Origin of the sequence: Thermus scotoductus DSM 8553 (genome assembly GCF_000381045.1) — a bacterium.
GTDB classification, from domain to species: Bacteria; Deinococcota; Deinococci; order Deinococcales; family Thermaceae; genus Thermus; species Thermus scotoductus.
The window spans coordinates 1-25,942 of the sequence record NZ_KB905746.1 but is presented as its reverse complement, the minus strand read 5'-3'; the positions used below and the strand labels follow the sequence as shown (position 1 = coordinate 25,942).

Annotated in this window: 30 protein-coding genes; 19 read left to right on the top strand and 11 right to left on the bottom strand. The window is 64.3% G+C overall.

All coding sequences use genetic code 11. The features are described from left to right. The first annotated feature begins 6 nt into the window (after positions 1 to 6). Genes F604_RS0107360 through F604_RS0107350 form a run of 3 tightly spaced genes read left to right on the top strand, consistent with a single transcriptional unit; the run spans position 7 to position 2,694 of the window. Positions 7 to 615, top strand: a complete 609-nt coding sequence (locus F604_RS0107360) for a deoxynucleoside kinase (RefSeq protein ID WP_019551086.1) — start codon at positions 7 to 9, stop codon at positions 613 to 615. Between the two features lie 13 nt (positions 616 to 628). Beyond that, positions 629 to 1,237, top strand: coding sequence for a deoxynucleoside kinase (locus tag F604_RS0107355; RefSeq protein WP_015717747.1), 609 nt, complete (start codon positions 629 to 631; stop codon positions 1,235 to 1,237). Continuing rightward, the gene (locus F604_RS0107350; RefSeq protein ID WP_019551085.1) at positions 1,234 to 2,694 is read left to right on the top strand and encodes a Mur ligase family protein; all 1,461 of its coding nucleotides are present in this window, start codon (positions 1,234 to 1,236) and stop codon (positions 2,692 to 2,694) included. The genes F604_RS0107355 and F604_RS0107350 overlap by 4 nt, the downstream gene beginning before the upstream one ends. On the opposite strand, the gene trmFO is transcribed toward F604_RS0107350, so the two are convergent. Then, positions 2,671 to 3,984, bottom strand: coding sequence for a methylenetetrahydrofolate--tRNA-(uracil(54)-C(5))-methyltransferase (FADH(2)-oxidizing) TrmFO (trmFO, locus tag F604_RS0107345; protein ID WP_019551084.1), 1,314 nt, complete (start codon positions 3,982 to 3,984; stop codon positions 2,671 to 2,673). The genes F604_RS0107350 and trmFO overlap by 24 nt on opposite strands. A 96-nt stretch (positions 3,985 to 4,080) precedes the next feature. Between trmFO and hisF the strand changes: the two genes are divergently transcribed. Both hisF and hisIE read left to right on the top strand, forming a co-directional pair. Beyond that, a complete protein-coding gene (hisF, locus tag F604_RS0107340; protein WP_019551083.1) occupies positions 4,081 to 4,860 on the top strand; it encodes an imidazole glycerol phosphate synthase subunit HisF in 780 nt (259 codons plus the stop codon). Next, positions 4,835 to 5,470 (top strand): bifunctional phosphoribosyl-AMP cyclohydrolase/phosphoribosyl-ATP diphosphatase HisIE, encoded by a 636-nt coding sequence (hisIE, locus tag F604_RS0107335; RefSeq protein ID WP_019551082.1) that lies wholly within the window; start codon positions 4,835 to 4,837, stop codon positions 5,468 to 5,470. Before hisF ends, hisIE begins: the two co-directional genes overlap by 26 nt. Here hisIE and F604_RS0107330 read toward each other — a convergent pair. Next, a complete protein-coding gene (locus F604_RS0107330; protein WP_019551081.1) occupies positions 5,467 to 5,697 on the bottom strand; it encodes a hypothetical protein in 231 nt (76 codons plus the stop codon). The genes hisIE and F604_RS0107330 overlap by 4 nt on opposite strands. A gap of 34 nt (positions 5,698 to 5,731) precedes the next feature. On the opposite strand from F604_RS0107330, the gene glpX reads away from it, so the two are divergent. The 3 genes from glpX to F604_RS0107315 all read left to right on the top strand — a co-directional run bounded on the left by glpX (position 5,732) and on the right by F604_RS0107315 (position 8,751). Beyond that, entirely contained in the window at positions 5,732 to 6,700 is a 969-nt protein-coding gene (gene glpX / locus F604_RS0107325) for a class II fructose-bisphosphatase (RefSeq protein WP_015717753.1), read from the top strand. Between the two features lie 393 nt (positions 6,701 to 7,093). Then, positions 7,094 to 8,080: a glycyl radical enzyme family protein gene (locus tag F604_RS12020; protein WP_081624240.1), complete on the top strand. Its 987-nt coding sequence runs from the start codon at positions 7,094 to 7,096 to the stop codon at positions 8,078 to 8,080. Beyond that, positions 8,077 to 8,751, top strand: a complete 675-nt coding sequence (locus F604_RS0107315) for a DUF58 domain-containing protein (protein WP_019551079.1) — start codon at positions 8,077 to 8,079, stop codon at positions 8,749 to 8,751. The genes F604_RS12020 and F604_RS0107315 overlap by 4 nt, the downstream gene beginning before the upstream one ends. A 31-nt stretch (positions 8,752 to 8,782) precedes the next feature. On the opposite strand, the gene F604_RS0107310 is transcribed toward F604_RS0107315, so the two are convergent. Genes F604_RS0107310 through F604_RS0107300 form a run of 3 tightly spaced genes read right to left on the bottom strand, consistent with a single transcriptional unit; the run spans position 8,783 to position 12,466 of the window. Next, complete coding sequence (locus F604_RS0107310) at positions 8,783 to 10,036, bottom strand: ABC transporter substrate-binding protein (RefSeq protein ID WP_019551078.1); 1,254 nt, start codon at positions 10,034 to 10,036, stop codon at positions 8,783 to 8,785. Between the two features lie 53 nt (positions 10,037 to 10,089). Further along, on the bottom strand, positions 10,090 to 11,283 hold the full coding sequence (locus tag F604_RS0107305) for a carbohydrate ABC transporter permease (RefSeq protein ID WP_019551077.1): 1,194 nt from the start codon (positions 11,281 to 11,283) through the stop codon (positions 10,090 to 10,092). Further along, entirely contained in the window at positions 11,273 to 12,466 is a 1,194-nt protein-coding gene (locus F604_RS0107300) for a carbohydrate ABC transporter permease (protein WP_019551076.1), read from the bottom strand. The genes F604_RS0107305 and F604_RS0107300 overlap by 11 nt, the downstream gene beginning before the upstream one ends. Positions 12,467 to 12,494: 28 nt before the next feature. On the opposite strand from F604_RS0107300, the gene tsaB reads away from it, so the two are divergent. After that, complete coding sequence (gene tsaB / locus F604_RS0107295) at positions 12,495 to 13,049, top strand: tRNA (adenosine(37)-N6)-threonylcarbamoyltransferase complex dimerization subunit type 1 TsaB (protein WP_019551075.1); 555 nt, start codon at positions 12,495 to 12,497, stop codon at positions 13,047 to 13,049. Between the two features lie 10 nt (positions 13,050 to 13,059). On the opposite strand, the gene F604_RS0107290 is transcribed toward tsaB, so the two are convergent. Further along, positions 13,060 to 13,713 carry a flavodoxin family protein gene (locus F604_RS0107290; protein ID WP_026329050.1) on the bottom strand — a complete coding sequence of 218 codons (654 nt, stop codon included), beginning with the start codon at positions 13,711 to 13,713 and terminating at the stop codon, positions 13,060 to 13,062. Positions 13,714 to 13,796: 83 nt separating this feature from the next. Then, the gene (locus F604_RS0107285) at positions 13,797 to 13,916 is read right to left on the bottom strand and encodes a hypothetical protein (protein WP_019551073.1); all 120 of its coding nucleotides are present in this window, start codon (positions 13,914 to 13,916) and stop codon (positions 13,797 to 13,799) included. A 115-nt stretch (positions 13,917 to 14,031) separates the two neighbouring features. Here F604_RS0107285 and F604_RS12895 point away from each other — a divergent pair, with 115 nt between their 5' ends. The 6 genes from F604_RS12895 to F604_RS0107255 all read left to right on the top strand — a co-directional run bounded on the left by F604_RS12895 (position 14,032) and on the right by F604_RS0107255 (position 18,591). Then, a complete protein-coding gene (locus F604_RS12895; protein ID WP_019551072.1) occupies positions 14,032 to 14,178 on the top strand; it encodes a hypothetical protein in 147 nt (48 codons plus the stop codon). Next, positions 14,175 to 14,930, top strand: a complete 756-nt coding sequence (locus tag F604_RS0107275) for a TatD family hydrolase (protein WP_019551071.1) — start codon at positions 14,175 to 14,177, stop codon at positions 14,928 to 14,930. Before F604_RS12895 ends, F604_RS0107275 begins: the two co-directional genes overlap by 4 nt. 56 nt (positions 14,931 to 14,986) lie before the next feature. Then, complete coding sequence (locus F604_RS0107270) at positions 14,987 to 16,285, top strand: phospholipase D-like domain-containing protein (RefSeq protein ID WP_019551070.1); 1,299 nt, start codon at positions 14,987 to 14,989, stop codon at positions 16,283 to 16,285. Next, positions 16,272 to 16,571 (top strand): hypothetical protein, encoded by a 300-nt coding sequence (locus F604_RS0107265; RefSeq protein ID WP_019551069.1) that lies wholly within the window; start codon positions 16,272 to 16,274, stop codon positions 16,569 to 16,571. Before F604_RS0107270 ends, F604_RS0107265 begins: the two co-directional genes overlap by 14 nt. 113 nt (positions 16,572 to 16,684) lie before the next feature. Further along, the gene (gene aspS, locus F604_RS0107260; protein ID WP_019551068.1) at positions 16,685 to 17,953 is read left to right on the top strand and encodes an aspartate--tRNA(Asn) ligase; all 1,269 of its coding nucleotides are present in this window, start codon (positions 16,685 to 16,687) and stop codon (positions 17,951 to 17,953) included. A gap of 83 nt (positions 17,954 to 18,036) precedes the next feature. Beyond that, positions 18,037 to 18,591: a DJ-1/PfpI family protein gene (locus F604_RS0107255; protein WP_015717773.1), complete on the top strand. Its 555-nt coding sequence runs from the start codon at positions 18,037 to 18,039 to the stop codon at positions 18,589 to 18,591. Positions 18,592 to 18,645: 54 nt separating this feature from the next. Here F604_RS0107255 and F604_RS0107250 read toward each other — a convergent pair whose 3' ends face one another. From F604_RS0107250 to sdhC, 4 genes are read right to left on the bottom strand one after another with little or no spacing between them, the layout of a single operon-like run. Beyond that, complete coding sequence (locus F604_RS0107250; protein ID WP_015717774.1) at positions 18,646 to 19,344, bottom strand: succinate dehydrogenase iron-sulfur subunit; 699 nt, start codon at positions 19,342 to 19,344, stop codon at positions 18,646 to 18,648. 8 nt (positions 19,345 to 19,352) lie between these two features. Beyond that, positions 19,353 to 21,086, bottom strand: coding sequence for a succinate dehydrogenase flavoprotein subunit (gene sdhA / locus F604_RS0107245; protein WP_019551067.1), 1,734 nt, complete (start codon positions 21,084 to 21,086; stop codon positions 19,353 to 19,355). 1 nt (position 21,087) lies between these two features. Then, positions 21,088 to 21,483, bottom strand: coding sequence for a succinate dehydrogenase hydrophobic membrane anchor subunit (locus tag F604_RS0107240; RefSeq protein WP_019551066.1), 396 nt, complete (start codon positions 21,481 to 21,483; stop codon positions 21,088 to 21,090). Beyond that, on the bottom strand, positions 21,473 to 21,838 hold the full coding sequence (sdhC, locus tag F604_RS0107235; RefSeq protein ID WP_019551065.1) for a succinate dehydrogenase, cytochrome b556 subunit: 366 nt from the start codon (positions 21,836 to 21,838) through the stop codon (positions 21,473 to 21,475). The genes F604_RS0107240 and sdhC overlap by 11 nt, the downstream gene beginning before the upstream one ends. Before the next feature lie 278 nt (positions 21,839 to 22,116). On the opposite strand from sdhC, the gene speD reads away from it, so the two are divergent. The 4 genes from speD (at position 22,117) to F604_RS0107210 (ending at position 25,661) form a co-directional block, all read left to right on the top strand. Beyond that, positions 22,117 to 22,551 carry an adenosylmethionine decarboxylase gene (gene speD, locus F604_RS0107225; RefSeq protein ID WP_015717779.1) on the top strand — a complete coding sequence of 145 codons (435 nt, stop codon included), beginning with the start codon at positions 22,117 to 22,119 and terminating at the stop codon, positions 22,549 to 22,551. Between the two features lie 87 nt (positions 22,552 to 22,638). Continuing rightward, entirely contained in the window at positions 22,639 to 23,790 is a 1,152-nt protein-coding gene (locus F604_RS0107220) for an NEW3 domain-containing protein (protein WP_019551063.1), read from the top strand. Position 23,791: 1 nt separating this feature from the next. After that, a complete protein-coding gene (locus F604_RS0107215; protein ID WP_019551062.1) occupies positions 23,792 to 24,715 on the top strand; it encodes an ABC transporter ATP-binding protein in 924 nt (307 codons plus the stop codon). Then, the gene (locus F604_RS0107210; protein ID WP_019551061.1) at positions 24,705 to 25,661 is read left to right on the top strand and encodes an ABC transporter permease; all 957 of its coding nucleotides are present in this window, start codon (positions 24,705 to 24,707) and stop codon (positions 25,659 to 25,661) included. The genes F604_RS0107215 and F604_RS0107210 overlap by 11 nt, the downstream gene beginning before the upstream one ends. Positions 25,662 to 25,942 lie beyond the last annotated feature (281 nt).

The following is a 25,942-nucleotide window of genomic DNA, read 5'->3' as shown; positions in this document are numbered from 1 at the left end:
GTAGGGGTGTACGTAGCCATAGAAGGACCCATTGGCGTGGGCAAAACCACCCTGGCCCGGCTCCTTGCGGAAAGGCTCGGGGCCGAGCCCCTTCTGGAGGTGGTGGAGGAAAATCCCTTCCTGTCCCTTTTCTACCAGGACCGGAAGCGCTACGCCTTCAAGACCCAGGTCTTCTTCCTCCTTTCCCGCTACCGGCAGCTTTCCCGCCTTCGGGAAAGGCCCCTCTTTGGCGGGGTGGTGGCCGACTACCTCTTTGACAAGGACGCCATCTTCGCCAGCCTCAACCTGGAGGGCCCCGAGTGGGACCTTTACTTGGACCTTTACCGGGAGCTTTCCCTGAAGCTTCCCCCGCCCGACCTCACGGTCTACCTAAGGGCCCCGGTGCCAGTGCTATTGGAACGCATCCGGAAACGGGGCAGGCCCTTTGAGGAGGGGATGGACCCCACCTACCTCGAGGCCCTCTCCGAAGCCTACGAGCGCCACTTTGCCCGCTACGCCCATCCCCTTTTGGTCCTCGAGGCGGACCAGCTGGACTATAGCCAACCCGGCCCCGGTCAGGACCAGGTGGTGGCCCTGGTGAAGACCCACCTGGCCCAGGACGGCAGGACCGCCTAAAGAAGGGTCCAGCATGTATCTGGCCATCGCCGGCAACATCGGTAGCGGCAAGAGCTCCCTCACCGCTTTGCTCTCAGAGGCCTTCGGGCTGAAGCCGGTGTACGAGGCGGTGAGCGAAAACCCCTACCTGGAGGACTTCTACCGGGATATGGGGGCCTACGCCTTCCACTCCCAGGTCTTCTTCCTGGCGAGAAGGGTGCGCCAGCACCTTCTGGAGGTGAACGGGGCGAGGGCCGTGGTGCAGGACCGCACGGTCTATGAGGACGCCCTGGTCTTCGCCCAGAACCTCTACCGGGAAGGCCACTTGAAGGAGCGGGACTGGCGAACCTACCTGGACCTCTTCCAGAGCGTGTCCCCAGCCCTTAGGAAGCCCGATCTTCTCATCTACCTCCGGGCGAGCCTCCCCACCTTAAGGGAGCGGATAAAAAAGCGGGGAAGGCCCTTTGAGCAAAACCTCCCCGACCGCTACCTTCTCGGGCTCAACGCCCTCTACGAGCAACTCATCGCCTCCTGGGACCTCTCCCCCGTCTACGTGGTGGAGGCGGACCGGATAGACTTCGTGGAAAAGGCGGAGGACCGCGATAGCCTTCTTGCCGCCCTCCGCCTGTGGATCCAGCCATGACCCTCGAGGAACTCTTCGCCCCCTTTGGCCTCAAGGCCCCGCCCCTTAGGGTCTTAGGCCTCACCCTGGACTCGAGGCGGGTGGAACCCGGCTATGTCTTCGTGGCCGTGCCCGGGGTGCCCCTTCCCCACCGCAAGCCCTTGGACGGGCACGACTTTATCCCCGAAGCCCTGGCCAAGGGGGCCATCGCCGTGGTGGGGGAAAGGGAGTTAAGCCTTCCCGTGCCCTACCTGCGGGTGGGGGACGCCCGGGAGGCCTTGGCCCACCTGGCCCGCCATTTCTTCGGCGAACCCGACCGGAAACTGGCCCTCTTGGGCATCACCGGTTCCAAGGGGAAGAGCACCACGGCAAGCCTCCTTCACCACCTCCTGCAAGCCGGCGAAAAACCCGCCGCCCTCCTCTCCACCGTGGGCCTCCGCCTGGGAAAGGAGGCCCGCCCTAACCTCGGCCATTTCACCACCCCCGAGGCCCCCGAGGTGTACGGGTTTTTGCGGGAAGCCGTGGAAAGGGGGCTGGAAGCTGCGGTGCTGGAGGTTTCCAGCCACGCCCTGGCCCTGAAGCGGGTGGAGGGGCTTTCCTACCGCATCGGGGTCTTCGTGAGCTTCTACCCCGACGACCACCTGGACCTGCACGGCACCGCCGAGGCCTACTTTGCCACCAAGGCCCTTTTGGTGGAGCGCTCTCACCTTGCCGTTTTAAACACCCGCCTGCCCCATCTGAAGCGCCTTCTTCCCAGGCCCCATCTTCTCTTCGGACCGGGTGGGGAGGTGTGGGGGGAGGGCTTGCGGGAAGGGGAGGAAGGCCTCCGCTTTACCCTGCATACCCCCTGGGGCTCGGGGGAAGCCTTTTTGCCCATGCTGGGGAGGTACAACCTGGATAACGCCCTGGCCGCCAGCGCCGCCGCCTTGGCCTATGGGCTTTCCCTGGAAAAGGTGCTTCAGGGCCTCGCCACCTTTAGGGGGGTGCCGGGACGGATGGAGGTGGTGCAGAAAAAGCCCTTCCGGGTGGTCATCGACTTCGCCCACACGGGAAAGAGCCTGGAGGAGGCCCTAAAGACCCTGCGGGCCACCACCCGGGGAAGGCTTCTTCTGGTGGTGGGGGCTGCCGGGGAACGGGATCCGAGGAGGCGGGAGGATATCGGGCGGGTGGCGGCGAGGCTTGCCGACAAGACCTTTTTCACCGAGGAGGACCACCGCACGGAGGACCTCCAGGCCATCCTCGAGGCCCTGGCCAAGGCCGCCAGGGAGGAGGGGGGCCTTTACGAGATCATCCCCGACCGCAAGGAAGCCATCTTCCGCGCCCTTTCCGAGGCCCGGGAAGGGGATACCGTCCTCCTTGCCGGCAAGGGGCACGAGCGCACCCTGGAAAGGGGTACCCTGGCCCTGCCCTGGGACGAGAAGGCGGTGGCCCTGGAGGGGCTAACGGCCCTGGGCCTAGGTGGAGGCGAGCATCCCTAGGGAAGCCACCCATTCCTCAAAGGCCCTAAGGCCCCTATGGTACATGGCTTCCCGCTTCTCCTTCTTGGCCATCCTTCCCTCCACCGGAGGGACCAGCCCCCAGTTGGCGTACATGGGCTGGAAGCCCTTGGGGTTGGCGGTGGCCAGGAAGCGGACCAATCCCCCCAGCATGCTTTCCTCCGGCGGGGCCACGGGTTTTAACCCCCGGTAGCGCCGGGCGGCGTTCAGGCCTGCCAGGAATCCTGTGGCGGCGCTTTCCAGGTAGCCCTCCACCCCGGCCAGCACCCCCGCGGCGAAAAGCCCTTCCTGCTCCTTAAACTCCAGGGTCTCCTGGAGTAGGAGGGGAGCGTTTAGGTAGGTATTCCGGTGCATCACCCCGTAGCGCACGATCTCGGCGTTTTCCAGGCCCGGGATCATCTGGATGAGCCGCTTTTGCTCGGGCCACTTAAGACCGGTCTGGAACCCCACCAGGCTCCACATCCGCCCCGCCTTGTCCTCCTGGCGAAGCTGCACCACGGCGAAGGGTTCCTTGCCGGTCCTTGGGTCCTTGAGCCCCACGGGCTTCATGGGGCCAAAGAGGAGGGTTTGGTAGCCCCTTCGGGCCAGCTCCTCCACGGGCACGCAGGCCTCAAAGAACTCCCGCTTCTCCCACTCGTGGGGGGTGTGCTCCTCCGCCTCGAGGAGGGCCTGGTAGAACCGCCGGTACTCCTCCTCGGTCAGGGGGCAGTTGAGGTAGTCCGCCTCCTGGCCGTAGCGCCCGGCCCGGAAGCATGTTTCCAGGTCAATGCTCTCGTACAGGACGATGGGGCTTGCCGCATCAAAGTAGCTCAGGAAGTGGTCGCCAAACCGGTGCCGTATAGCCTCGGAGAGGGCGTCGGAGGTAAGAGGCCCCGTGGCCAGGATGGCGAGGCCCTCAGGAACCTCCGCCACCTCCTCCCGCACCACCTCCACCAAGGGATGCCGGGAAAGCCTCTCCGTGATGTACTGGCTAAACTCCTCCCGGTCCACGGCCAAGGCCCCTCCCGCAGGCACCCGGGCCCTAGTGGCTGCCTCCATGACCAGGCTTCCCGCCCGGCGCATCTCCGCCTGCAGTAGCCCCTTGGCGTTCGCAGGCCCTTCGCCCCCCAACGAGTTAGAACAGACGATCTCCGCCAGCCTTTCTGTGGCGTGGGCCGGGGTCATGCGCTTGGGGCGCATCTCATAAAGGCGCACGGGAACCCCAAGCCGCGCCAGGGTCCAGGCGGCCTCGCTTCCCGCCAAGCCTCCGCCCACCACCGTCACCCGTTCCATCCCTTAGATGGTACCACCTGGGCTGGTTTGGGAAAAGGGCGAGGGCGGGTAGAATGACCCTATGGCGGTGCGGCACCGGTTTAAGGTGGATTCCCTATGAGCCTGGCCAAGCGCATCATCCCCTGCCTGGATGTCCACGCGGGCCGCGTGGTGAAGGGGGTCAACTTCGTAAACCTCCGCGACGCCGGGGACCCGGTGGAGGCTGCCCAAGCCTACGACGAGGTTGGCGCCGACGAGCTGGTCTTTCTGGACATTTCCGCCACCCACGAGGAGCGGGCCATCCTCCTGGAGGTGGTGGCCCAGGTGGCGGAAAGGGTCTTCATCCCCTTAACCGTGGGGGGAGGCGTCCGCTCCTTGGAGGATGCCCGTAGGCTTCTTCTGGCCGGGGCCGACAAGGTGAGCGTGAACTCGGCCGCGGTGAAGCGCCCCGAACTCATCCAGGAGCTTTCGGACCACTTCGGCTCCCAGGCGGTGGTCCTGGCCATTGACGCCCGCTGGAAGGGGGACTTCCCCGAGGTCTACATCGCCGGCGGACGCATCCCCACGGGGCTTCACGCGGTGGAATGGGCCCTTAGGGGGGTAGAGCTTGGCGCCGGGGAGATCCTTCTCACCAGCATGGACCAAGACGGCACCAAGGAGGGCTACGACCTTAAGCTAACCCGCATGGTGGCCCAGGCGGTCAATGTGCCGGTGATCGCAAGCGGCGGTGCAGGAAAAATGGAGCACTTCCTGGAAGCCTTCTCAGCCGGTGCCGATGCCGCCTTGGCCGCCAGCGTCTTCCACTTCGGCGAGATCCCCATACCCGAACTCAAGCGATTCCTGGCCGAACAGGGCTTGGAGGTGCGCCTAGATGGACCTATCCCAAGTGAAGTTTGATGAACAGGGCCTGGTGCCCGTGGTGGTGCAGGATGCCAAAACAGGCGAGGTCTTAACCCTGGCCTACGCCAACCGGGAAGCCCTGGAGGAAACCCTCAGGACAAGGCGGAGTACCTTCTATAGCCGGAGCCGAAAGACCCTGTGGCGCAAGGGGGAGACCTCGGGGAACATCCAGGAGGTGGTGGAGGTCCTCCTGGACTGCGATGGGGATGCGGTGGTCTACCGGGTCCTTCCCCACGGCCCCGCCTGCCACACGGGGGAGCAAAGCTGTTTCCACCGCCCCCTCCTTCCGGGTGAGCCCTCCCTGGGTTTTGTCCTTTCCCAGGTTTTTTCCACCATCCAGGAACGCCTAAAGACCCTCCCCGAGGGAAGCTACGTGGCCAAGCTTCACCAGGCGGGCCTGGACCGGATCCTGAAGAAGATTGGGGAGGAGGCCGGGGAAGTCATCATCGCCGCCAAGAATCAAAGCCCTGAGGAGGTGCGCTGGGAAGCCACGGATCTTCTCTTCCACCTCCTCATCGTGCTGGCGGAACTGGGGCTCACCCCGGAGGACCTGGCCAGGACCCTCTGGGAGCGGCACCGGCCCCCAGTTGGCCCTGCGCCCAGCTAAGCACCCCCTTTCCCCCTGGCCTTGGCGCCGCCCCCCTGGGCGGGAGCGCTCAGCCAGAGCCTTCCTTCCAGAAGGACCACCCTCCCGAGAAGGCGGATCCATCCCAGGAGGTAAGCAGTGAAGCCCTTCTGCCGCAAACGCCGGAGGTAGCACCTCCTTAGGCGGAGGAAGCGCTTTTGGGTGGCCTTTCGGTAAAGCCAGGGGCCGTCGGGCACCAAGGCGGTCATGCTTCCAGCTTAGCCCAACCCTTATGATGGAAACATGGAAATAGAGCGCCGACTGGTCCTCGAGGTGGTGCGGGTAACCGAACAGGCCGCCCTGGCGGCAAGCCGCCTGGCGGGCAAGGGGGATAAGGAAGCCGTGGACGAGGCGGGCACCCAGGCCATGCGCCGGGTCCTGAACGAGCTTCCTATAAAAGGCACGGTGGTCATCGGCGAAGGGGAGATGGACGAGGCCCCCATGCTGTACATCGGGGAGGTCCTGGGCCAAGGGGGCGTGGAGGTGGACATCGCCGTGGACCCCGTGGAGGGCACCACCACCGCCGCCAAGGGCCTGCCCAACGCCGTGACCGTGATCGCCATCAGCGAGAAGGGCGGCCTCTTCCACGCCCCCGACATGTACATGGAAAAGCTCATCGTTCCCCCCCCGGCCGCGGGGCTTGTGGATCTTTCCTGGCCGGTTTCCGCCAACCTGAAGGCCTTAGCCCTGGCGCTCCAGCGCTCCGTGGAGGACCTGGTGGTGGTGGTCCTGGACCGCCCCCGCCACGAACGCCTCATCCGGGAGATCCGGGAGGCAGGGGCCCGGGTGAAGCTGATCTCCGATGGGGACGTGATCGCCGCCTTGGCCGCCGCCATCCGGGGCACGGGGGTGCATGCGGTGATGGGGATTGGCGGGGCCCCTGAAGGCGTTTTGGCCGCCGCCGCTTTAAAGTGCCTGGGCGGGGAGATCCAGGCCCGCTTCACCCCCCAAAACGAGGAGGAACGAGCCCGGCTCAAGGCCATGGGAGGGGACGAAAACCGCATCTACCGCACCGAGGACCTGGCCCCGGGAAGGGAAATTGTCTTCGCCGCCACCGGCATCACCGACGGGGATATCCTCCAGGGGGTGCGCTTCTTCGGGGGCGGGGCCAGGACCCATTCCATCGTTCTGGGCCACGCCACCCGCACCGTTCGGTTCATAGACTCCATTCATCTTTTTGAAACCGGAGCCCGGGTGACCATTCGGGTTTAGACTAAGGGCGTGCCCCGCTGGTACGCCCGGGAAGAAGCCCTAAGGCTTGCCCTGGATTTCTTCCAGGGCGATGAGCTTAGGGCCTCCGTGTTCCTCCACCGCTACGCCGTGACGACTCCCCGGACTAAAGTCCGGGGCTTCTCGGGGTGTTTCCCTGCGGGAAAGCACGCGGGGTTTCCCCCGAAGGCCCCGTCCGGGCCCAGAAAGACCTTGGCTCCGTATCGGCAGGCGAGCGCAATGCTTCTGGCTCTGCCACGGGTGTTCGTTTGGAGTTTTACCCATCGGACTACCCGATGGAACCCCCTACTCCAAGTTTCAAGGTCCACGGGGAACTTTGTCCCCAAGAACATTGTACCAAATCCGTGTCCACCCGTGGTGGACGTGGGGGAGTCCATGTATCCCCGGTTTAAAAACCGGGGGATTATAGCTCCCCCACACCCCCTCTTTTCTCTAAAGGACCCGGAAGGCAGGCTCCTGGAAGCCACCCCAGAGGAGATGTGGCAGCGGCTCGTCCAAGGAGTCACCCGGGTGGAAAAGGGAGCCACGCAGGAGTTCTCCTGGCTCTTCTCCGACTTTCGCTTTGTCCCCGGGGGACGGATCCTCTTCGGCCTGGGGAACTGGCGCCGGTCCACCCTGTTCAACTGCTACTACATCCCCATCGGGGAGGACTCGGTGAAGGGGATTACCCGCTTCCTGGACGAGGCCGCCCGCATCTTCGCCTACGGGGGCGGGGTGGGGAGCAATGCGGATACCTTGAGGCCCAAGGGGGCTAAGGTGGGCAACGCAGGCATGGAGAGTTCGGGGGCGGTGAGCTTCATGGAGCTCTTCTCCACCCTGGCGGGGGTCATGGGGGCCAGCGGGGGCCGGCGGGGTGCCTTGATGCTCACCTTCTCCGACACCCATCCCGACCTCCTGGACTTCCTCCAGGTCAAAACCGACCCCGAGCGAAGCCGGGTTCGCCACGCCAACATCTCCCTAAGGGCCACGGACGCTTTTTTACAAGCCGCCTTGGCCGACAAACCCTGGGCGCTTTCCTTCACCACACCCCGGGAGCACCAGGTGTTTTTGGCGGAACATCCCCTCTTGAAGCGGTACCGCAGGGAACGAGGAGGCGAGGTGCCGGACTGGCCCACGGCCCATACCGTGGATCCTTTCCAGAGGGTACACCTCCAGGCCACCTTACAACGCCACGTGGACCAAAGCATCTCCTCTACGGTGAACCTCCCCCGGGAAACCCCCAAGGAGGTGGTGGAAAACCTCTTCCTCACCGCCTGGAAGGAGGGGTGCAAGGGCATCACCGTCTTCCGGGAGGGAAGCCGGGAGGAAGTCATCGAACCCCTGCCCCCGGTGGGGGTCTGCACCTTCTGCCGGACGGCATGACCCGCTACCGCATCGCCACCCGGCCCTACCTTCCCTACCCGGGAGAGCGCCTGGCCCGCAGGAAGGGCCTGGGAGGCGAGTTTTACGAGCTCCGCCCCTATGCCCCTGGGGACGAAATAAGGCGGGTCCACTGGCGGGCTTACGGGAAGACGGGAAGGCTCTACACCCGCCTGGAAACCACACCCGAGCGAAGCCGCTTCCGCATCTACCTGGACGAAAGCGAAAGCATGCGCCTCTTCGGCAAGCTGGCCTACGGGGAGGAGGTGGCGAGGCTCCTCCTGGGGATCGCCCGCCAGGAGGACGCCCTGGCCCGGCTGGAACGGGGCAGACCGGAAGCCCTTCGCCCGGGCCGGGGCACCCTGGTCTTCATCACCGATGGGCTAGACCCCTTGCCCTGGCCCAGGATCCTTCCGAAACGGGTGGTCTTGGTCCAGGTCCTGGCGCCCCTGGAGCTGGCCCCGCCCCTCGAGGAAGCCTTCCTCAAGGACGTGGAAACCGGGGAAACCCTCCCCGTGGGCCCGGAGGAGGTAAGGGCATACCAAAAGGCCCTCGAGGGGCACCTAAAAGCCCTCCGCCTCCTCGCCCTTCTTCGGGGGCGGTACGCCCTCTTAAGGGTGGGGGAGCCTCCCCTCCCCGCCCTCCTGCGCCAAGGGGTTTTGGAGCCCATCTAGGGCAATCCCGGGGCGGGGAGGGGCCGTGGCCCTAACGGATCTTGCCGGAAAGGAGGTCCTCGGCCAGCTTCTGGGCCTTGTCCAGGACCGACTTGGGATCCGCCTTGTTCAAAATGGCCTCCTTGATGGCCTGGCCCAGGATGTCAAAGCGGATCTGCTCCCACTCCGCCAAAGCCGGCTCAAACTTGGCGTAGCGGCTTTGGCGCACGATGGTGGCGAAGTGGGGGTTCTCGGTAGCGTAGGTCTGGTAGACCGCATCCTTCAGGGCTCCCTCGGTCACCGGCACGTACCCGGTGGCGGTGGCAAAGACCGCCTGGGCCCTGGGGGAGAGGACAAACTGCAGGAAGTCCTTGGCCACCGCCTGTTCCTCCTTGCTGGCCTGGCGGAAGACCACCAGGTTGGTGCCCTGGACTAGACCAAACCCAGGCTGGCCCTTGGTGCGGCCCGGCAGGGTGGCCACCCCCAGGTCAAACTTGGCTCCCTGGCGGTAGTAGGTGTAGCCAGCAGAGGTATCCACGCTGAAGGCGTAGGGGCCGGAGCCCAGGTTCTGGTTGATGTAGCCGGAGGTGATGGCCTTGGCCCACCCCTCCTTCACCCCGTTTTGCAGCAGGGTGAGGGCCTCCACCGCCTCCTTGGAGTTCAGGACCAGCTTGCCGTTTTTCAGGTAGCTCCCCCCCAGGTTGAAGAAGAAGTAGGCGAAGGTGGAGGCATCCGGCTGGAACCAGTAGACAGGTCCTCCTTCCGCCTGGGAAAGCTTCTTGCTTAAGGCCACGAACTCCTCGAGGGTAGCTGGCACCTTGGCCCCGTGCTTCTTCAGGAGGTCCTTGTTGTAGTAGAGGACCTGGATGCTCTTGTTGAAGGGCACCCCGTAGACCACCCCCCCGAAGCGCACGGCGTTCAGGAAAGCCAGGTTCACCCCCTGGAGCTTCACCCCCAAGGACTCAATGGGCAGTAGGGCCTTGGCCTCGAGGTACAGGGCGATGTTGTTCTCGTAGGCCTGGGCCATGGCCGGCACCTTCCCCGCGGCGAAGGCCGCCTTGATCTTGGTGGAAAGGTCCCGGTACCCCCCTTGGGGCACGGGACGCACGCACCGGCCCTGCTGGGTCTTGTTGAACTCCACCACCAGGTTCTCCAAGGCGGCCTTGGGTGCCCCGCCGGTGAAGCCGTGCCAGAGCTCCGCCACCACCTTGGCCTTGGCGCACTGCTCCTTGATCACGTCCTCGGGCTTGGCCTGCTGGGCAAGGGCTAGCCCCAAAACCGCCGCCAACAAAAGCGCTTTTCGCATACCCAAAACCTCCAGACTAAGTATATCCCTCCTGGTGTCAAGCCAAGGTCAGGCTATTTGAGCCCCGAGCGGGCGATGCCCTGGATGAACTGGCGCTGGGCGAAGAAGTACCCCAGGATCACGGGGAGGATCACGAAGGTGCTGGCCGCCATCAGGGCCCCGTAGTCCGACCCCGCCTCGGAAACAAAGGCCTGCAGGCCCAGCTGGACCGTGCGCATCTCCGGGCTCTGGGTAACGATGAGGGGCCAAAGGAGGGCATTGTAGGCCCCCAGGAAGGTGAAGATCCCGTAGGACACCAATCCCGGAAGGCTTAAGGGCAAGGCGATGCGGAAAAGCTGGGTCAGGTACCCGGCCCCGTCTATGCGGGCCGCATCAAAGAGGTCCTGGGGCAAGGAGAGGTAAAACTGCCGAAGGAGAAAGATGCCAAACACCGAGGCCAGCCAGGGCACGATAAGGGCGTAGTAGGTGTCCAGCCAGCCCAGCCTGGCCAGAAGCACGTAGTTGGGGATGAGGAGCACCTCCCCCGGCACCATCATGGTGGCGAGGATGAGCACGAACACCGCCTCCTTGCCGGGAAAGGGAATGCGGGCCAGGGCAAAGGCCGCCAGGGCCGCCAGGAAAAGCCCCACCGCCACCTGGGTCAAGGCGGTGAAGAAGCTGTTGAAGAAGTAGCGCCCCCAGGGAGCCGCATGCCAGGCCTCGAGGTAGTTGTGGAGCACGTAGCCCAAGGCCCCGGGCACCGCATTCACCCACTCCAGCCGCCAGTACTCCCCCTGGGAGCGGATGGCGTCGGGGGGCAAGGGTGCCGCCAGAGGGACTTCCTTGGGCCAGAGCACCACCAGGGGCAAAAAGCGGAAGGCTTCCTCCGTGGCGTTGGTCAGCCGCACCCGCCAAGCCCCTTCCCGATACACCACCTCCACCCGAGTGCCATCCGCCCGAGGGTCAAAGAAGGCCCCGGGGGTACGGGGTACCAAGGCCCTGGGGGGATGCCCTTCCCTCCCAGGGAAAACCAACTCCACGCTCCTTCCAGGTGCCAAGCCCCCCCATAGGGGGCTATCCCCCAGCCTTGCCGCCTTGAGCCAGTTTCCCGGCTTCATGCGCTCGGGAACCCAGACGGGCTTGGCCTGTAGAGCCTCCTGGGGGCTTTTCAGGCTGGTGGCCAGCATCCAGTAGAAGGGGAAGGCCATGACGAGCCCCCCCAGGAGGAGGAGCAGGTGCACGAACAGGACACCGGGCCTAAATCTCATAGTTCACCCGCCTCTCCAACACCCGCCTTTGAATCAGGGTGAGGACCAGGATGAGGAGAAAGGTCACCATGGCGATGGCACTGGCGTAGGAGAAATCCGAGTCGCGGAAACCCTTGTTGTAGAGGTAGAAAGCCAGGGTAAGGGTATCCTGCAACACCCCGACCGTGGGGGTCAGGACGTAAACCTGGGTGAACACCTGGAAGGCCCCGATGAGCCCCAAGGTGAAGAGAAAGAAGGTGGTGGGGGAAAGAAGCGGCCAGGTGATGAGCCGGTGCTTCTGCCAAAAGCTCGCCCCATCCAGCTCCGCCGCCTCGTAATACTCCTTGGGAATGGCCTGAAGCCCGGCCAGGAGGATCACCACCTGGTATCCCAGAAAGTGCCACACGCTCATGACCATGATGGCCACAAAGGCCAGGCTGGGCCCCGCCCAAAAACCCGGGGGCTGAACTCCCAGGGGCTCGAGGAGCAGGGCGAAGACACCCTTAGGCGTGTTCAGCCAGTCGAGACCCGGGGTACCAAGAAGCCAGTTGAGAAAACCGAACTCCGGGTGGTAGATCCAGCGCCACACCGCCGCCGCCGCCGTGAGGGCGGTGATGTAGGGGAGAAAGTAAAGGGTGCGGTAGAACCCCAGGAAGGCCACCTGGGTGTTCAGGAGGATGGCCACCCCTGTGGCCAGGAGAAGGCCCACCGGCACGGTAAAGACCACGTACCAGAAGGTGTTCCCCAAGGCCTTCCAGAAAAGAGGATCCTGGAGGAGAATACGGTAGTTCTCCAAGCCAGCGAAGGCCGCGGGGCGCAGGAAGTTAACCCGTTCAAAGAGGCTCAGGTAAAAGGCGTAAAAGGTGGGGAAAACATGCCAGACCAGAAGGAGGGCTAAGGCCGGCCAAACCAAGGCCCAGCCGTAGAGGGCTGCCTGCTCCTTTTGCCTCAGGCCCCGGCCAAACAAGAGGGCGAACAAGAGAGGAGCCAGAAAGGCCAGGGGTGGGAACCAGTACGCAAAAAGCCCAAGCCCCAAAAGGGCATGGTGCCGACCGAAACGAAGCCCCCACAGGACGAGAAGGGCGTAAAGCCCAAGCCCCACCCCCACCCAGGCCCACGGGAGAAAGCCGAGCCGGAAGGCGTACACACCCAGGGCAAGGAGCGCCCCCAAGGACAGAAGGGCATGGAGAGGAAAGGTCCGCATCCCGTGCCGGAGTATATAGGATGGAAGGGTGTGGACCCTCACCCTGGACACCGCCACTCCCTACCTTTCCTTGGGCCTTTTCCGCGGGGAAGAGGGAGTGGGCCGGGTGGTGCGGCTGGGCCGTAAGCACGAGGAAGCCCTGTTCGGCTTACTGGACGACCTCTTAAGGGAAGTGGGCGTGGAGCGGGAGGAGATCGGCACCCTGGTCCTGGGGGAGGGCCCGGGTTCCTACACGGGCCTTCGCATCGCTTTGGCAGCAGGGATAGGCATCGCTTTAGCCCATAGAGCCAAGGTGTTTGGGGTAAGCTCCCTCCTTGCCGCCTGCTGGCCCTTTTTGGAGGAAGGTGGGCCTCCCCTAACCGCCCTTTTCACCGCCAGAAACGGGCTCTACTATGGGGCCACCTATGCCAGGCGTGAGGGGAAGCCGCTTGTGCTCGAGCCTCCCAGGAAGCTCAAAGCCCCAGAGATCTCAAGGGCCCAGCTCCAGGGTAGCCACCTTCTCCTGGACGCGCCCCCAGACCCCAGGGCTCTTTACGAGCTTCTGCCCTTTGCCAGGGATGGGGTGGAGCCCTTGTACCTTTGAAGCGTCCCTGCTAGTCCGCCGCCACTCCTGGCAGCCTGGGCAGACGGTACTGGTAACTGGGAAGGGGTTCCCGGAAAGCGGTTCCCCTAAGCTTTTCCGCCATCAGCACCAGGTTCTCCCCGGCAATGCGGGCATCCTCCATGAGCTCGGTGTTCCCCTTGAGGCTCACGGCACCCCGGTGATGGGCGTAGACCAACCCCAGGGGCGCCAGGACAAACCCCATGTAGGAAAGGGGCAGGAGCATCTGGGAAAGCGCCTGGCTGGCCCCTTCCTCCTCGGCTACCGCCAACAGGACCATGGGCTTGCCCAGGTTTAAGAGGCCCTGGTTCTCCATGGAGGTCATGCGCTCCAAAAGGGCCTTCATCCGGGCGGAAACGCTAAACCAGTAGACCGGCGTGGCGAAAACCACCGCGTCCGCCTGGACGAGCTTGTCCGCTATCTTACCGAAGCCATCCCAGGGTCCCTGCACGCAGGTGTCCGGGCCGCAGGAAGTAGGGTCTTGGGAGTAGTTCCCCACGCAAAAGGGAAAGGGGTACCGCACCAGGTCCAGGCGCTCGGTGGTGGCCCCTTGCTGCCTGGCCGCTTCCAGAACCTCGTCCAACAACTCCGCCGTAAACCCATCCGTTCGTGCCGATGCGTTGACGCCGAGCACGCGTAGACTCATAAATATCACCCACGCACTAAACCTCATTTAGCATAGCACGCGCACTCCAAGGCCGCCAAGGTCCGGCCACAAACTCCCATCCCCTAGGCCAGGACGGGGTAGCCCTTAAGCTCCATCACCGGCCCCTCGAGGGGCCACGCCAGCACATACGTGCAGCCCAAGGGGCTTTTCCAGCGGTCCAGGGAAACGAAGTGTAGCCCCACCCCCACCCGTGGAGGGCACAAGCAGTCAACAAGCGGCAAAGCCACTGCATGGGTTCAATCCACACAACCGGTCCGGGTGGCCAGGGTGGGGGACCTCCCATGCTAGATTGAAGACATGGCCCTTTGGCTGGTGCGGGCGGGAAAGAGCGGAGAAACAGAGGCCTTTTGCCTGGAGAGCTACGAACGTCTGCCTGAGGAGCTTAAGGCCGAACTGCCCCTTAAGCGCATCTGGATCCTGGTAGAGGACGAAGAGAACGCATGACCGACACCCACGCCCACCTGGATTTCCTGGAAGAAGCCGAGCTGGAAGACGCCAAAGCCCACTTTCCGGAACTCAGGGCCATCCTCACCCTGGGGGTGGACCCAACCCGCTGGGAAAGGACCCTGGCCCTGGCCCAGGAAAATGTGTACGCCGCGGTGGGCCTCCACCCCACCTCGGCCCATCTGCTTTCCCCCGAGGTGGAAGAGGCTTTAAGGTATTACGCCCGTCACCCCCGGGTGCGAGCCGTTGGGGAAAGCGGCCTGGACTATTACTGGACCCCCGAAACCAAGCCCGCCCAGCTCAAGGCCCTGGAGTTCCAAGCGACCCTGGCCGAGGAGTTCGGGCTACCTTTGGTGCTCCACGTGCGGAGCAAGGATGGGCAAGCGGAGGAAGACCTGGCCGCCTGGCTCCTCGCCCACCGACCCCAAAGGGTGGTCCTCCATGCCTTTGGCGGGCACCCGGCCCTCGAGGCAGCGGGCCTCGAGGTGGGAGCCTACTTCAGCTTGGCAGGCCCCCTCACCTACAAGAAAAACCAGGCCCTCCGGGAAGCGGCCCAAAGGCTTCCCCTAGACCGGCTCCTGGTGGAAACCGACACCCCCTTCCTGCCCCCAGAGCCCCACCGGGGAAAGCGCAACCTTCCCCATTACGTGCGGCACACCTTAGAAAAGCTTGCGGAGGCAAGGGGCCTGGCCTGGGAAGAGATGGAGGCCGTCTCCGACCAGAACGCGGAAACCTGCTTCCGCTGGACATAGCCCACCCCCTCTGTTTGCAAGCTTCCTGACCCCCATGGGTCATAATGAAAGGCGGTATGAGAAAGCTCTTTTTACTTCTCTTCCTCCTCCTAACCGCCTTGGCTGCCCCCAAGTTGGTGGTGGAGCCGGACGATGGGGTCAAGCCGCTACTGGACCTCATCGCCTCGGCCCGGGAGGAGATCCTGGTGAAGATGTACCTCTGGACCCCAAGCCGCCTGGACGTGGTGGACGCCTTGGGGGAGGCTGTGGCCCGAGGCGTGAAGGTAAAGGTCCTTTTGGAGCGGGAGCCCTCCGGGGGACGGGTGGACCTCACGGTGTTTCAGGCCCTGAAGGAACGGGGCGTGGACGTCAAGCTCACCACCCCCTTCCGCTTCGTCTTCGTCCACGAAAAAAGCCTGGTGGTGGACCGGAAGCTGGCCTGGGTGGGTACCATGAACCTCACGGGAAGCTCCTTTACCGCCAACCGGGAGTACGCCCTCATCCTGGATGACCCCAAGCAGGTGGCCGAGGTGGTGCGGGTGTTTGAGGCCGATTGGGAAGGTAAGAGGCTGGACCTATCCCGAAGCCTCCTCGTCTGGGCTCCAAGCCGAACCCTAGGAGGGGTCAAAGAAGGCAGCGCCCGCGAAGCCCTCCTAGGCCTTATCCAAGGGGCCAAAAAGGAAATCCTGCTGGAGCACCAGGCCATGGCCGACCCCGAGGTGGTGGCCGCCCTCCAGGAAGCCTTGGCCAGAGGGATCCGGGTCCGCCTGGTGGGAAGCCCGCAGGAGCCCGGGGACACCTACTTCCTGGCAGGAGCGGAGGAGCTAAGGCGGGCCGGGGCGGATCTCCGCTTCCTACCCGATCCCTACGTGCACGCCAAAGCCCTGGTGGTGGACGGGGAGGTGGCCCTGGTGGGAAGCCTGAACCTAAGCGCCAACTCCATAAACGCCAACCGGGAGCTTGCCGTGCGCTTCACCCGCAAGGAGGCCCCCGAGGCCTTCGCCAGGCTCCTTTCCGTGATGGAAAGGGACTTCCAGGCAGGGCTTACCGAAAACCCCTTTGCCCTGCCCCCCCTGGAAGAGATCATCCCTTGGCAGGAAGCCCCCAGGTACTTTGGCCGCATCGCCACCGTGGAAGGCCTCATCCAGCAGGTGGAGGACCGGGGCACCGTGGCCTTCCTCCGGTTTGGCCCCGGGGAAAGCGACCTGAGGCTGGTGGTCTTCCCCAGAAACTACGGCCTCTTCCAACAGCCCTTCCCGCAAAGCTATCTGGGTAAGAAGGTAAGGGCCAAAGGACGCATCGTCCTCTACGCCGGGTATTACGAGATCATACTGGAGGATCCCTCGGCCCTCGAGGTGCTGGATGGAAGCCCTTAAGGCCCTGGGCTACGAGGTAAGCCCCATAGAAGGGGGCTTCTACGGGGAGAAGCGCCGAGGGGGCGTACTCTACCAGGTCTTCTACTCCGAGGCGGGGGACCTTCGCCTAAGGCGCCTCCGCTTCCTGAGGGAAGAGGCAAAGCCCTTGAACCTGGCCGGGGTGGCAGGGGAGTGGGCAGCCCGGTACCAGGTGGAGGAGAACTTCTTCGCTGTGGCGGACCCTCAGGACCTCCCCAGCCTGGTCCTGGCCTTTGAGCGCCTTGACCTAGGGGAAGAAACCCCCTAAACTCAAGGGCAATATGCGCCCGTCTTGTCTTAATGACGCCTAGACGGGGGGCATAACCGCCTGGCCCCCCCGGTCCCCTATGGCCGGGGGGGCCAAAGCTTAAAGGAGGAGAGATGCGGGTTCTGGTACGGGACTTGAAGAAGCATGCGGGCGAAGAGGTGGAGCTTTTGGGCTTTCTCCACTGGCGGCGGGACCTGGGCAAGGTGCAGTTCCTTCTGCTACGGGACCGAAGCGGCATTGTGCAGGTGGTGACCGGTGGGCAGAAACTCCCCTTGCCGGAAAGCAGCCTGCGGGTAAGGGGCCGGGTGGTGGAGAATCCCAAGGCTCCGGGGGGCCTCGAGGTGCAGGCAAAGGAAATAGAGATCCTCTCCCCTGCCCTGGAGCCCACCCCGGTGGAGATCCCCAAGGAGGAATGGCGGGCAAGCCCCGACACCCTTCTGGAATACCGCTACGTCACCCTAAGGGGGGAGAAGGCCCGCGCCCCCCTCAGGGTGCAGGCCGCCTTGGTGCGGGGTTTTAGGCGCTATCTAGACCGGCAGGATTTCACGGAGATCTTCACCCCCAAGGTGGTGCGGGCCGGGGCCGAGGGAGGCTCGGGGCTTTTCGGGGTGGACTACTTTGAGTACCGGGCCTACCTGGCCCAGTCCCCCCAGCTTTACAAGCAGATCATGGTGGGGGTGTTTGAGCGCGTCTACGAGGTGGCCCCGGTCTGGCGCATGGAGGAGCACAACACCAGCCGCCACCTGAACGAGTACCTGTCCCTGGACGTGGAAATGGGGTTCATCGAGGGGGAGGAGGACCTCATGCGGCTTGAGGAAAACCTCCTTCAGGAGATGCTGGAGGAAGCCCTTTCCAGCGCCGGAAACGAGATCCGGCTTTTGGAAGCCGAGTGGCCCTCCTTCCCCAAGGAAATCCCCCGCCTGACCCATGCCGAGGCCAGGAGAATCCTGAAGGAAGAACTGGGCTATCCCGTGGGCCAGGACCTTTCCGAGGAAGCGGAGCGCCTCCTCGGCCAGTACGCCAAGGAGCGCTGGGGTTCGGACTGGCTTTTCATCACCCATTACCCCCGAAGCCTTAGGCCCTTCTATACCTACCCCGAGGAAAACGGCACCACCAGGAGTTTTGACCTCCTCTTCCGGGGCCTGGAGATCACCTCCGGGGGCCAGAGGATCCACCGCTACCCGGACCTGGTGGAAAGCCTAAAGGCCAAGGGCATGGACCCCGAGGCCTTCCAGGGGTACTTGGAGGTCTTCAAGTACGGCATGCCCCCCCACGGGGGCTTCGCCATCGGGGCCGAGCGCCTCACCCAGAAGCTTCTGGGCCTCCCCAACGTCCGCTACGCCCGGGCCTTCCCCCGGGACCGGCACCGGCTCACGCCCTGAGGCAAGGTAATCGCGACCCCAATAGGTGGGCCCGGGAAAAGCTAGGATAAAAGCAGGCTCTGAAGAGCCGGAAGGAGGTAGGCATGAAGATCCTGATCCTCGCTGGAGACGCCGCGGAAGCCTTAGAAACCTTCTACCCCATCCAAAGGCTTCAAGAAGAGGGGTTCACCGTCCACGTGGCCGCGCCCCGGAAGAAGGTCATTCAAACGGTGGTCCACGACTTTGAACCCTTTATGGAAACCTACACGGAAAAGCTGGGCTACCGCCTGCAAGCAGACCTCAGCTTCGCAGAGGTGGATCCCGAGGCCTACCAAGGCCTCTACATCCCGGGCGGACGCGCTCCGGAGTGGATCCGCACAGAGCCCAAAGCCCTGGAGATCGTCCGTCACTTCTTCCAAGCCAACAAACCCGTGGGTACCCTCTGCCACGGCCCTTTGGTTCTCACCGCCGCCGGGGTAGTGAAGGGGCGCCGCCTGGCGGCCTACGGCGTGCTCAAACCCGACGTAGAAATAGCGGGCGGCACCTTTGTAGACGATGCTCCGGTGGTAGACGGCAACCTGGTCACGGGCCGGGCATGGCCCGACAACCCCGCCGTCCTCAAGGCCTTTATCCGCCTCTTAAAGGAAGGCGTAGCCTAGATCCCAGGACCAAAACGCGCCCCGGGGTTCCCCGGGGCGCGCCCTTTATCGCCTTTAGAAGCGGTCAAAGAGGATGGCCCGCTTGACCTCCTCTATGAGCTGGGTTACGGGGATATCCCGGGGGCAGGCCTCGGTGCAGTTGTAGGCGGTGCGGCAGCGCCAAACCCCGCTTCCCGAGCCCAGGGCCTTGAAGCGCTCCCTTTTTCCCCGGTCGCGGGAGTCAAAGATGAAGCGGTGGGCCTGCACGATGGCGGCAGGACCCAGATACGTCCCGTTCACCCAGAAGACAGGGCAGCTGGTGGTGCAGCTGGCGCAGAGGATGCACTTGGTACCCTGGTCAAACCGCTCCCGCTCCTCAGGGCTTTGCAGGCGCTCCCGGGCGGGCGGGGGTTCGTCGTTGATGAGGTAGGGCTTCACCGCCCGGTAGGCGGCGAAGAAGGGCTCCATGTTCACGATGAGGTCCTTCTCCACCGGCAGGCCCCGGATGGGTTCCACGGTGATCACGTTCCCCAGGTCCTTCACCAGGGTCTTGCAGGCCAGGCGGTTTCTGCCGTTGATGAGCATGGCGTCGGAGCCGCAGATGCCGTGCCCACAGCTCCGGCGGAAGGCCAGGGTGCCGTCCTGGTCCCACTTCACCTTGTGGAGGAGGTCCAAAACCCGGTCCCACGGTTCGGCCTCCACCTGGTAGGTGTGCCAGGTGGGCTTCTGGTCCTTGGCGGGGTCAAAGCGAAGGATCTTCAGGGTTACCTGCATGGCACCTCCTAGTAGGTGCGGGCCTTGGGCTCAAAGCGGCCCAGGACCACGGGCTTGTAGCGGAAGGTCACCTTGCCGTCGGCCACCTTGTAGGCCAAGGTGTGCTTGAGCCAGTTCTGGTCGTCCCGCTCGGGGTAGTCTTCCCGGGCATGGGCCCCGCGGGACTCGGTGCGGTTCAAAGCGGAGTGCACCAGGGCCTCGGAAACCTCGAGGAGATACCCAAGCTCCAGGGCCTCCACCAGCTCGGTGTTGTAGGCATCCCCCTTGTCGTCAATGGAGATCCGCTTGTAACGGTCCATGAGCTCCTTCAGGATCTCCACCTGCTTGGCCAAGAGCTCCCCGGTGCGGAAGACGGAGGCGTTGTCCATCATGGTTTGCTGGAGCTCGGCCCGGAGCGCCGCCACCTTCTCCTTGCCCGTGGAGTTCTTGATGCGCTCAATGCGCTCGCGGCTTTCGCGCAGGTGCTCCTCGGTGAGCTCGTGGTAGTCGGCATCCTTGGCGAAGCGGGCTGCATGGATCCCGGCGCGCCGGCCAAAGACCACCAGATCCCCCAAGGAGTTGGTCCCCAGGCGGTTGGCCCCGTGCAGGCTCACGCAAGCCGCCTCCCCGGCGGCGTAAAGCCCGGGCACCACGGTGTTGTTCTCGTCCCGGATGACCTGGCCCCAGAGGGTGGTGGGAATCCCCCCCATGGCGTAGTGGGCGGTGGGCATCACCGGCACCGGCTCCTTCAAGGGGTCCACCCCCAGGTAGATGCGGCTGAACTCGGTGATGTCGGGAAGCTTCTTCTCGATGACCTCAGGGGGCAGGTGGGTGAGGTCCAGGAGCACGTGGTCCTTCTTGGGGCCCACCCCCCGGCCCTCCCGCACCTCCAGGTACATGGCCCGGGAAACCATGTCCCTGGGGGCCAGGTCCTTGATGGTGGGGGCGTAGCGCTCCATGAAGCGCTCCCCCGAGGCGTTCCTCAGGATGCCCCCCTCCCCCCTGGCCCCCTCGGTGAGGAGGATGCCCAAGGGGTAAAGCCCCGTGGGGTGGAACTGGTAGAACTCCATGTCCTCGAGAGGAAGCCCCTTGCGGTAGAGGATGGCCTGCAGGTCCCCGGTGAGGGTGTAGGCGTTGGAGGTCACCTTGTAGATGCGGCCAAAGCCCCCCGAGGCGATGACGATGGCCTTGGCCTGGAAGAGGTGCAGTTCTCCCGTGGCCAGCTCGTAGGCCACCAGACCCTTGGCCACCCCGTCCTCAACGAGGACATCGGTAACGTGGAACTCGTTGTAGAAGGTGATGTTGTGCTTCACGCACTGCTGGTAAAGGGTCTGGAGGATCATGTGCCCGGTGCGGTCGGCGGCGTGGGCCGCCCGGTGCACCGGGGCCTTGCCCCAGTCCTTGGTGTGGCCGCCAAAGCGGCGCTGGGCGATCTTGCCGTTGGGGAGCCGGTCAAAGGGAAGGCCCATGTGCTCCAGCTCCAGGACCGCCTCGATCACCTCCTTGGCGAAGACCTCGGCGGCATCCTGGTCGGTGAGGTAGTCCCCCCCCTTCACCGTGTCGAACATATGCCACTCCCAGTGGTCCTCCTCCACGTTGCCCAGGGCTGCCCCTATCCCGCCTTGGGCCGCCCCCGTGTGGCTCCTGGTGGGGTAAAGCTTGCTGACCACCGCCACATCCGCACCTTCCCTGGCCGCATAAAGGGCGGTGGCAAGGCCCGCCCCGCCTGCACCCACCACGATGACCTCGTGCTTGTGCGCCATACTACTTCACCCCGAAATCGTGATTGAAAAGCGAAAGACTCCCCAGGAAGAAAAGGAAGGCGATGAGGCTGTAGACCACCACCTTGGTCCAAAAACGCCTCACCGGGTGCCGCACCCAGTCGTCCAGGACATAACGGAGCCCGTTCCCCCCATGGAGGAGGGCCAAGGCCAGGATCAGCCAGTCATAAACCTTCCAGGTGGTCTGGGAAAGTCTCTTAGCCACATAGTTGTAGTCAATCTGGTTCAGGTCTATTAGGATGGCGTTCATCCACATGTGGCCGATGAGGAGGAAGACCAACACCACCCCGGAGATACGCATGAAGACCCACCAGTAAAGCTCCAGGTTGGTGCTGGCCTCGAGGCGGGCTTCCTCATAACGCTTGGACTTAATCGCCATGGCCACCTCCCAGGATCCCCCCTCCGATCTTCAAAAGGAAGGGAAGGTAGAAGATCACGAAAAGAACCCAGACCCCGTACCAAAGCTGCCGCTGGTAGCGCACCCCCCAGGCGGTGAAGTCCATGAGGATGATCCTGAGCCCGTTGAACCCGTGGTAAAGCACCCCGGCGATGAGAAGAAGGAGCCCTATCTGGAAAACCGGCTGGTGGTAGAACTTCATGAGGGCGTTGGACACCTCCGGGCCCCACATGGCGCTTGCGATGTTGGCCACGTGGAGCATGAGGAAGACCAGAATGCCCAGGCCCGAGATCCGGTGCAGGTAAAACGCCCACTGCCCTTCTCTTCCCCTGTACATGGCACCTCCTTGCCGGGGACATCATACCACCTTTCTTAAGGAAACCACCGTCTGGGGCTTATTTCCTCCCCATCCATACCCCATCCCCGTATAAGAGGCGCATGGAAGGGAGCTTCCCTCCACCTCCCCTTCCCCCCTTCCCCGGGGCCACCCCCAGGGGGAGCAAAAGGGGGTTTTCCCGCCAGGGGACAAGGTATTGACAGGGGGGGGAGGGGGGGGCATAATGGGGGGCGTGCCGCGGGGGATACCCCGGGGGGCACGGGAAGGAGGTGGTCAGGATGGAACTCTTTGGATTCGGACCGCATCTGATGGTGGACGGCTACGACGCCAATCCCGAAAAGCTCCGGGACGCCGAGCTGGTGCGCCGCGTCCTGGACGAGCTCCCCGAGGAGATGGAGATGACCAAGGTGCTTCCCCCCTTCGTCTACAGCTACGGCCCCGAGGGGGAGGACGGGGTGACCGGGGTGGTGATCATCGCCGAAAGCCACATCGCCATCCACACCTTCCCCAAAAAGCGCTTCCTTTCCATCGACATCTTCTCCTGCAAGGCCTTTGACATGGCCCAGGTGCTGAGGAAGCTCACTGCTGTCTTTGAGATCGGCCGCTACGAAACCTACATGATCAACCGGGGCAAGGAGTTCCCCAAGGACCCCGAGCTGGCCCGGAAGATTGTCCTGGGGGAGCGGGAGTACCTCGAGGCCCGGGTGAGCTAGGAAAACTGCCCCCCTTTCCCGGGTTTGCCCCGGGGTTTTCATTTTGGACTCATCCTTCCTCTCTAGCTTATAGGAGGAGGCTTAGGTATGGTGCGCAAGCTACTCACCCTGGTTCTTCTGGGATTCGGCGTGGCCTTAGCCCAAGCCCAGGGCTTTCGCGGTCTTTCCCTAGGCACCTCCTATCCGGAGATCGGGGTGCAACCCGGGGAGAGCGTCAACCTGACCCTCACCCTCAAGAACTATGGCCTTCCCCCCGGGGTGGTGCGGGTCCAGGTGGCCGAGGCCCCGCAAGGCTGGCAGGCAAGCCTCATCGGCGGGGGTCGCCTGGTGCGGGCGGTCTACCTGGCCCCCGACGGGGAGGCTACCCTTACCCTTCGCCTCCAGCCTCCCAAGGAGGTGAAGCCCGGCACCTACCGCTTCCTGGTGCGGGCTGAGGGGCTTGGCCATACCGCCAGCCTTCCCATCGGCCTGGTGGTGGGGCAGGGCCTACCCCAGAGGCTTAGCCTCGAGGCGGAGCTCCCCATCCTCAAGGGTCCTCCCACCAGCTCCTTCCGCTACCGGGTGACCCTGAAAAACGAGTCCGACCGCGACCTATTGGTTTCCCTGGAGTACGAGGCCCCCAAGGGTTGGCAGGTGACCTTCACCCCCGCCTTCTCCAGCCAGCAGGTGACCAGCCTGCCCATCAAGGCCGGGGAGAGCAAGGACCTGGACGTGGAGGTTTCCCTGCCCAAGGACACCAAGGCGGACACCTATGGCCTCACCTTGAGGGCAGCCGCCGGGGAAGCCAAGGCGGAACTGGCCTTGACCCTCGAGGTCACGGGCCGGCCCGAGGTGCGCTTCACCACCAAGGAGGGGCGGCTTTCCGGACAGGTGGTGGCGGGCCGGGAAAACGCGGTGAAGCTTGTGGTGAAGAACGAGGGTAGCGCCCCGGCCAAGAACCTGTCCTTCAGCGCCATGGAGCCCTCGGGCTGGGAAGTGAAGTTTGAGCCCGAGAAGCTGGACGCCCTGGAACCCGGCCAAGAACAGGAGGTAACCGCCCGCATCAAGCCCTCCCCCAAGGCGGTGACGGGGGACTACATGGTGACCCTCAGCCTTTCCGGGTCCGATGGCCTTTCCGAGAGCCTGGATTACCGGGCCACCGTGGTGCGCTCCAGCCTTTGGGGCCTGGTGGGGGTGGGCATCATGGCCGTGGCCCTTCTGGTCCTGGGCTTCGCCGTGAACCGCTTCGGCCGGAGGTAGCATGGCGGTCATCGAAACCCATGGCCTCACCAAGCGCTACGGACGGGTGGTGGCCGTGGAGGACCTGAACCTGGAGGTGCAGGAAGGGGAGGTCTTCGGCCTCCTGGGGCCTAACGGCTCGGGGAAGACCACCACCATCCTCATGCTCCTGGGCCTCACCGAACCCACCCGGGGCGAGGCCCGGGTGCTGGGCTTAGACCCCATGCGGGAACCCTTGAAGGTGAAAAGCCGGGTGGGTTATCTCCCCGACCAGGTGGGGTTTTACGGGGAACTCACCGCCTGGGAGAACCTGCGCTACACCACAAGGCTCCTGGGGCTACCGGAGACGGAGGCCAAGGCCCGCATAGAGGAGGTGCTCAAGCGCATGGGCCTGTGGGAGGTGCGGGACCGGCGGGTTTCCGCCTTCAGCCGGGGGATGCGGCAGCGCCTCGGGCTTGCGGAGGTGCTTTTGAAGAGGCCCAAGGTGGCCATCCTGGACGAGCCCACCCTGGGCCTGGACCCCGAGGCCGCCCGGGAGTTTCTGGAGCTCATCAAGGGCCTGAAGGCGGAGGGCATCACCATCCTCCTATCCAGCCACCTCCTGCACCAGGTCCAGGAGGTCTGCGACCGGGTGGGGCTTTTCCATAAGGGGCACCTCGCCCTTTTGGGCACCGTGGAGGAGTTGGCGCTAAGGGTCTTAGGGGGTGGGTACGAGATCCTGGTGGAGGCCAGCCCGGGCCTCGAGGAGGCCTTCCGCCGCCTGGAAGGCGTGGCCCGGGTGGCAGCGGAGGGAGGACGGTACCGGATTCTCTCCAGCCGGGACCTCCGGCCGGAGCTGGCCCGGATAGCCGTGGAGCAGGGCGAGCTTCTAAGCCTCTCCCTCCGCCGTCCCAGCCTGGACGAGGTCTACGCCCACTACTTCAAGGAGGTGGCCCATGCGGCGTGAAGGTTCCCCCTGGACCGGGCTTTGGGCGGTCTTCTTCAAGGAGATGGCCGACCATCTCACGGGCTTGAGGATGCGCATTCTGGAGGGATTGATCCTCCTTTCCGCCCTGGCCGCCGTGTACACCGGCACCCAGACCCTGCGCCAGACCGTGGGGGAGGACCCTTACCTCTACCTGAAACTCCTCACCACCGCCCAGGACCCCCTGCCCTCCTTCGTGGGCTTCCTCTCCTTCTTCGTACCCCTGGCGGCCATTGCCTTGGCCTTCGATGCGGTGAACGGGGAGTACGCCAGGGGAACGCTTTCCCGTATCCTCTCCCAGCCCATCTACCGGGACGCCCTCCTCTTCGGCAAGTTCCTGGCGGGGCTCGGCACCCTGGCCGTGCTCCTCACCGCCCTCTTCCTCCTGGTGGTGGGCCTCGGCCTCTTCACCCTGGGAGTGCCTCCTGAGGGCGAGGAGATGGGGCGGGCCTTCCTCTTTCTCCTGGCCACCTTGGCCTATGCGGGCTTCTGGCTGGCCTTGGGCCTCCTCTTCTCCGTCCTCTTTCGCCAGCCGGCCACCGCCGCCCTAGCCGCCATCGGGGTCTGGCTCTTCTTCGCCGTCTTCTTCCCCATCCTCACCGACCTGGCGGCAAGCGCCCTTCTCCTTCAGGCCGACCCCTTTGACCCGGAAAGCCAGCTCAGGCAGGCCAACCTGGCCCTTTGGATCTCCCGCCTCTCCCCCAACACCCTCTACGCGGAAACCCTCACCGCTGTGCTTAACCCGGCGGTGCGCTCCTTGGGCCCCATCCTCATCACCCAGCTGGAGGGAGCGGTGCTGGGAACCCCCCTTCCCCTCTCCCAAAGCCTCCTCCTGATCTGGCCCCAGCTCACCGGGCTCATGGCCCTGGTGATCCTCCTCTTCACCCTGGCCTACGTGGCCTTCCAGCGGCAGGAGGTGCGCGCCTAGAAAACCCCGCTGGGGCTAAGCACCCCAGCGGGGACCCCAGAAACCGTGACGACTCCCCGGACTAAAGTCCGGGGCTTCTCGGGACTGCTCCCGAAGGCCCCGTCCAGGCCCAGAAAGACCTTGGCTCCGTATCGGCAGGCGAGCGCAATGCTTCTGGCTCTGCCACGGGTGTTCGTTTGGAGTTTTACCCATCGGACTACCCGATGGAACCCCCTACTCCAAGTTTCAAGGTCCACGGGGAACTTTGTCCCCAAGAACATTGTACCCAATCCGTGTCCACC

Coding starts and splice junctions, on each gene's coding strand:
- F604_RS0107355 (WP_015717747.1), top strand. CDS start 629: ATGTATCTGGCCATCGCCGGCAACATCGGTAGCGGCAAGAGCTCCCTC.
- F604_RS0107350 (WP_019551085.1), top strand. CDS start 1,234: ATGACCCTCGAGGAACTCTTCGCCCCCTTTGGCCTCAAGGCCCCGCCC.
- trmFO (WP_019551084.1), bottom strand. CDS start 3,984: ATGGAACGGGTGACGGTGGTGGGCGGAGGCTTGGCGGGAAGCGAGGCC.
- hisF (WP_019551083.1), top strand. CDS start 4,081: ATGAGCCTGGCCAAGCGCATCATCCCCTGCCTGGATGTCCACGCGGGC.
- hisIE (WP_019551082.1), top strand. CDS start 4,835: ATGGACCTATCCCAAGTGAAGTTTGATGAACAGGGCCTGGTGCCCGTG.
- F604_RS0107330 (WP_019551081.1), bottom strand. CDS start 5,697: ATGACCGCCTTGGTGCCCGACGGCCCCTGGCTTTACCGAAAGGCCACC.
- glpX (WP_015717753.1), top strand. CDS start 5,732: ATGGAAATAGAGCGCCGACTGGTCCTCGAGGTGGTGCGGGTAACCGAA.
- F604_RS12020 (WP_081624240.1), top strand. CDS start 7,094: ATGTATCCCCGGTTTAAAAACCGGGGGATTATAGCTCCCCCACACCCC.
- F604_RS0107315 (WP_019551079.1), top strand. CDS start 8,077: ATGACCCGCTACCGCATCGCCACCCGGCCCTACCTTCCCTACCCGGGA.
- F604_RS0107310 (WP_019551078.1), bottom strand. CDS start 10,036: ATGCGAAAAGCGCTTTTGTTGGCGGCGGTTTTGGGGCTAGCCCTTGCC.
- F604_RS0107305 (WP_019551077.1), bottom strand. CDS start 11,283: ATGAGATTTAGGCCCGGTGTCCTGTTCGTGCACCTGCTCCTCCTCCTG.
- F604_RS0107300 (WP_019551076.1), bottom strand. CDS start 12,466: ATGCGGACCTTTCCTCTCCATGCCCTTCTGTCCTTGGGGGCGCTCCTT.
- F604_RS0107290 (WP_026329050.1), bottom strand. CDS start 13,713: ATGAGTCTACGCGTGCTCGGCGTCAACGCATCGGCACGAACGGATGGG.
- F604_RS12895 (WP_019551072.1), top strand. CDS start 14,032: ATGGCCCTTTGGCTGGTGCGGGCGGGAAAGAGCGGAGAAACAGAGGCC.
- F604_RS0107275 (WP_019551071.1), top strand. CDS start 14,175: ATGACCGACACCCACGCCCACCTGGATTTCCTGGAAGAAGCCGAGCTG.
- F604_RS0107270 (WP_019551070.1), top strand. CDS start 14,987: ATGAGAAAGCTCTTTTTACTTCTCTTCCTCCTCCTAACCGCCTTGGCT.
- F604_RS0107265 (WP_019551069.1), top strand. CDS start 16,272: ATGGAAGCCCTTAAGGCCCTGGGCTACGAGGTAAGCCCCATAGAAGGG.
- aspS (WP_019551068.1), top strand. CDS start 16,685: ATGCGGGTTCTGGTACGGGACTTGAAGAAGCATGCGGGCGAAGAGGTG.
- F604_RS0107255 (WP_015717773.1), top strand. CDS start 18,037: ATGAAGATCCTGATCCTCGCTGGAGACGCCGCGGAAGCCTTAGAAACC.
- F604_RS0107250 (WP_015717774.1), bottom strand. CDS start 19,344: ATGCAGGTAACCCTGAAGATCCTTCGCTTTGACCCCGCCAAGGACCAG.
- sdhA (WP_019551067.1), bottom strand. CDS start 21,086: ATGGCGCACAAGCACGAGGTCATCGTGGTGGGTGCAGGCGGGGCGGGC.
- F604_RS0107240 (WP_019551066.1), bottom strand. CDS start 21,483: ATGGCGATTAAGTCCAAGCGTTATGAGGAAGCCCGCCTCGAGGCCAGC.
- sdhC (WP_019551065.1), bottom strand. CDS start 21,838: ATGTACAGGGGAAGAGAAGGGCAGTGGGCGTTTTACCTGCACCGGATC.
- speD (WP_015717779.1), top strand. CDS start 22,117: ATGGAACTCTTTGGATTCGGACCGCATCTGATGGTGGACGGCTACGAC.
- F604_RS0107220 (WP_019551063.1), top strand. CDS start 22,639: ATGGTGCGCAAGCTACTCACCCTGGTTCTTCTGGGATTCGGCGTGGCC.
- F604_RS0107215 (WP_019551062.1), top strand. CDS start 23,792: ATGGCGGTCATCGAAACCCATGGCCTCACCAAGCGCTACGGACGGGTG.
- F604_RS0107210 (WP_019551061.1), top strand. CDS start 24,705: ATGCGGCGTGAAGGTTCCCCCTGGACCGGGCTTTGGGCGGTCTTCTTC.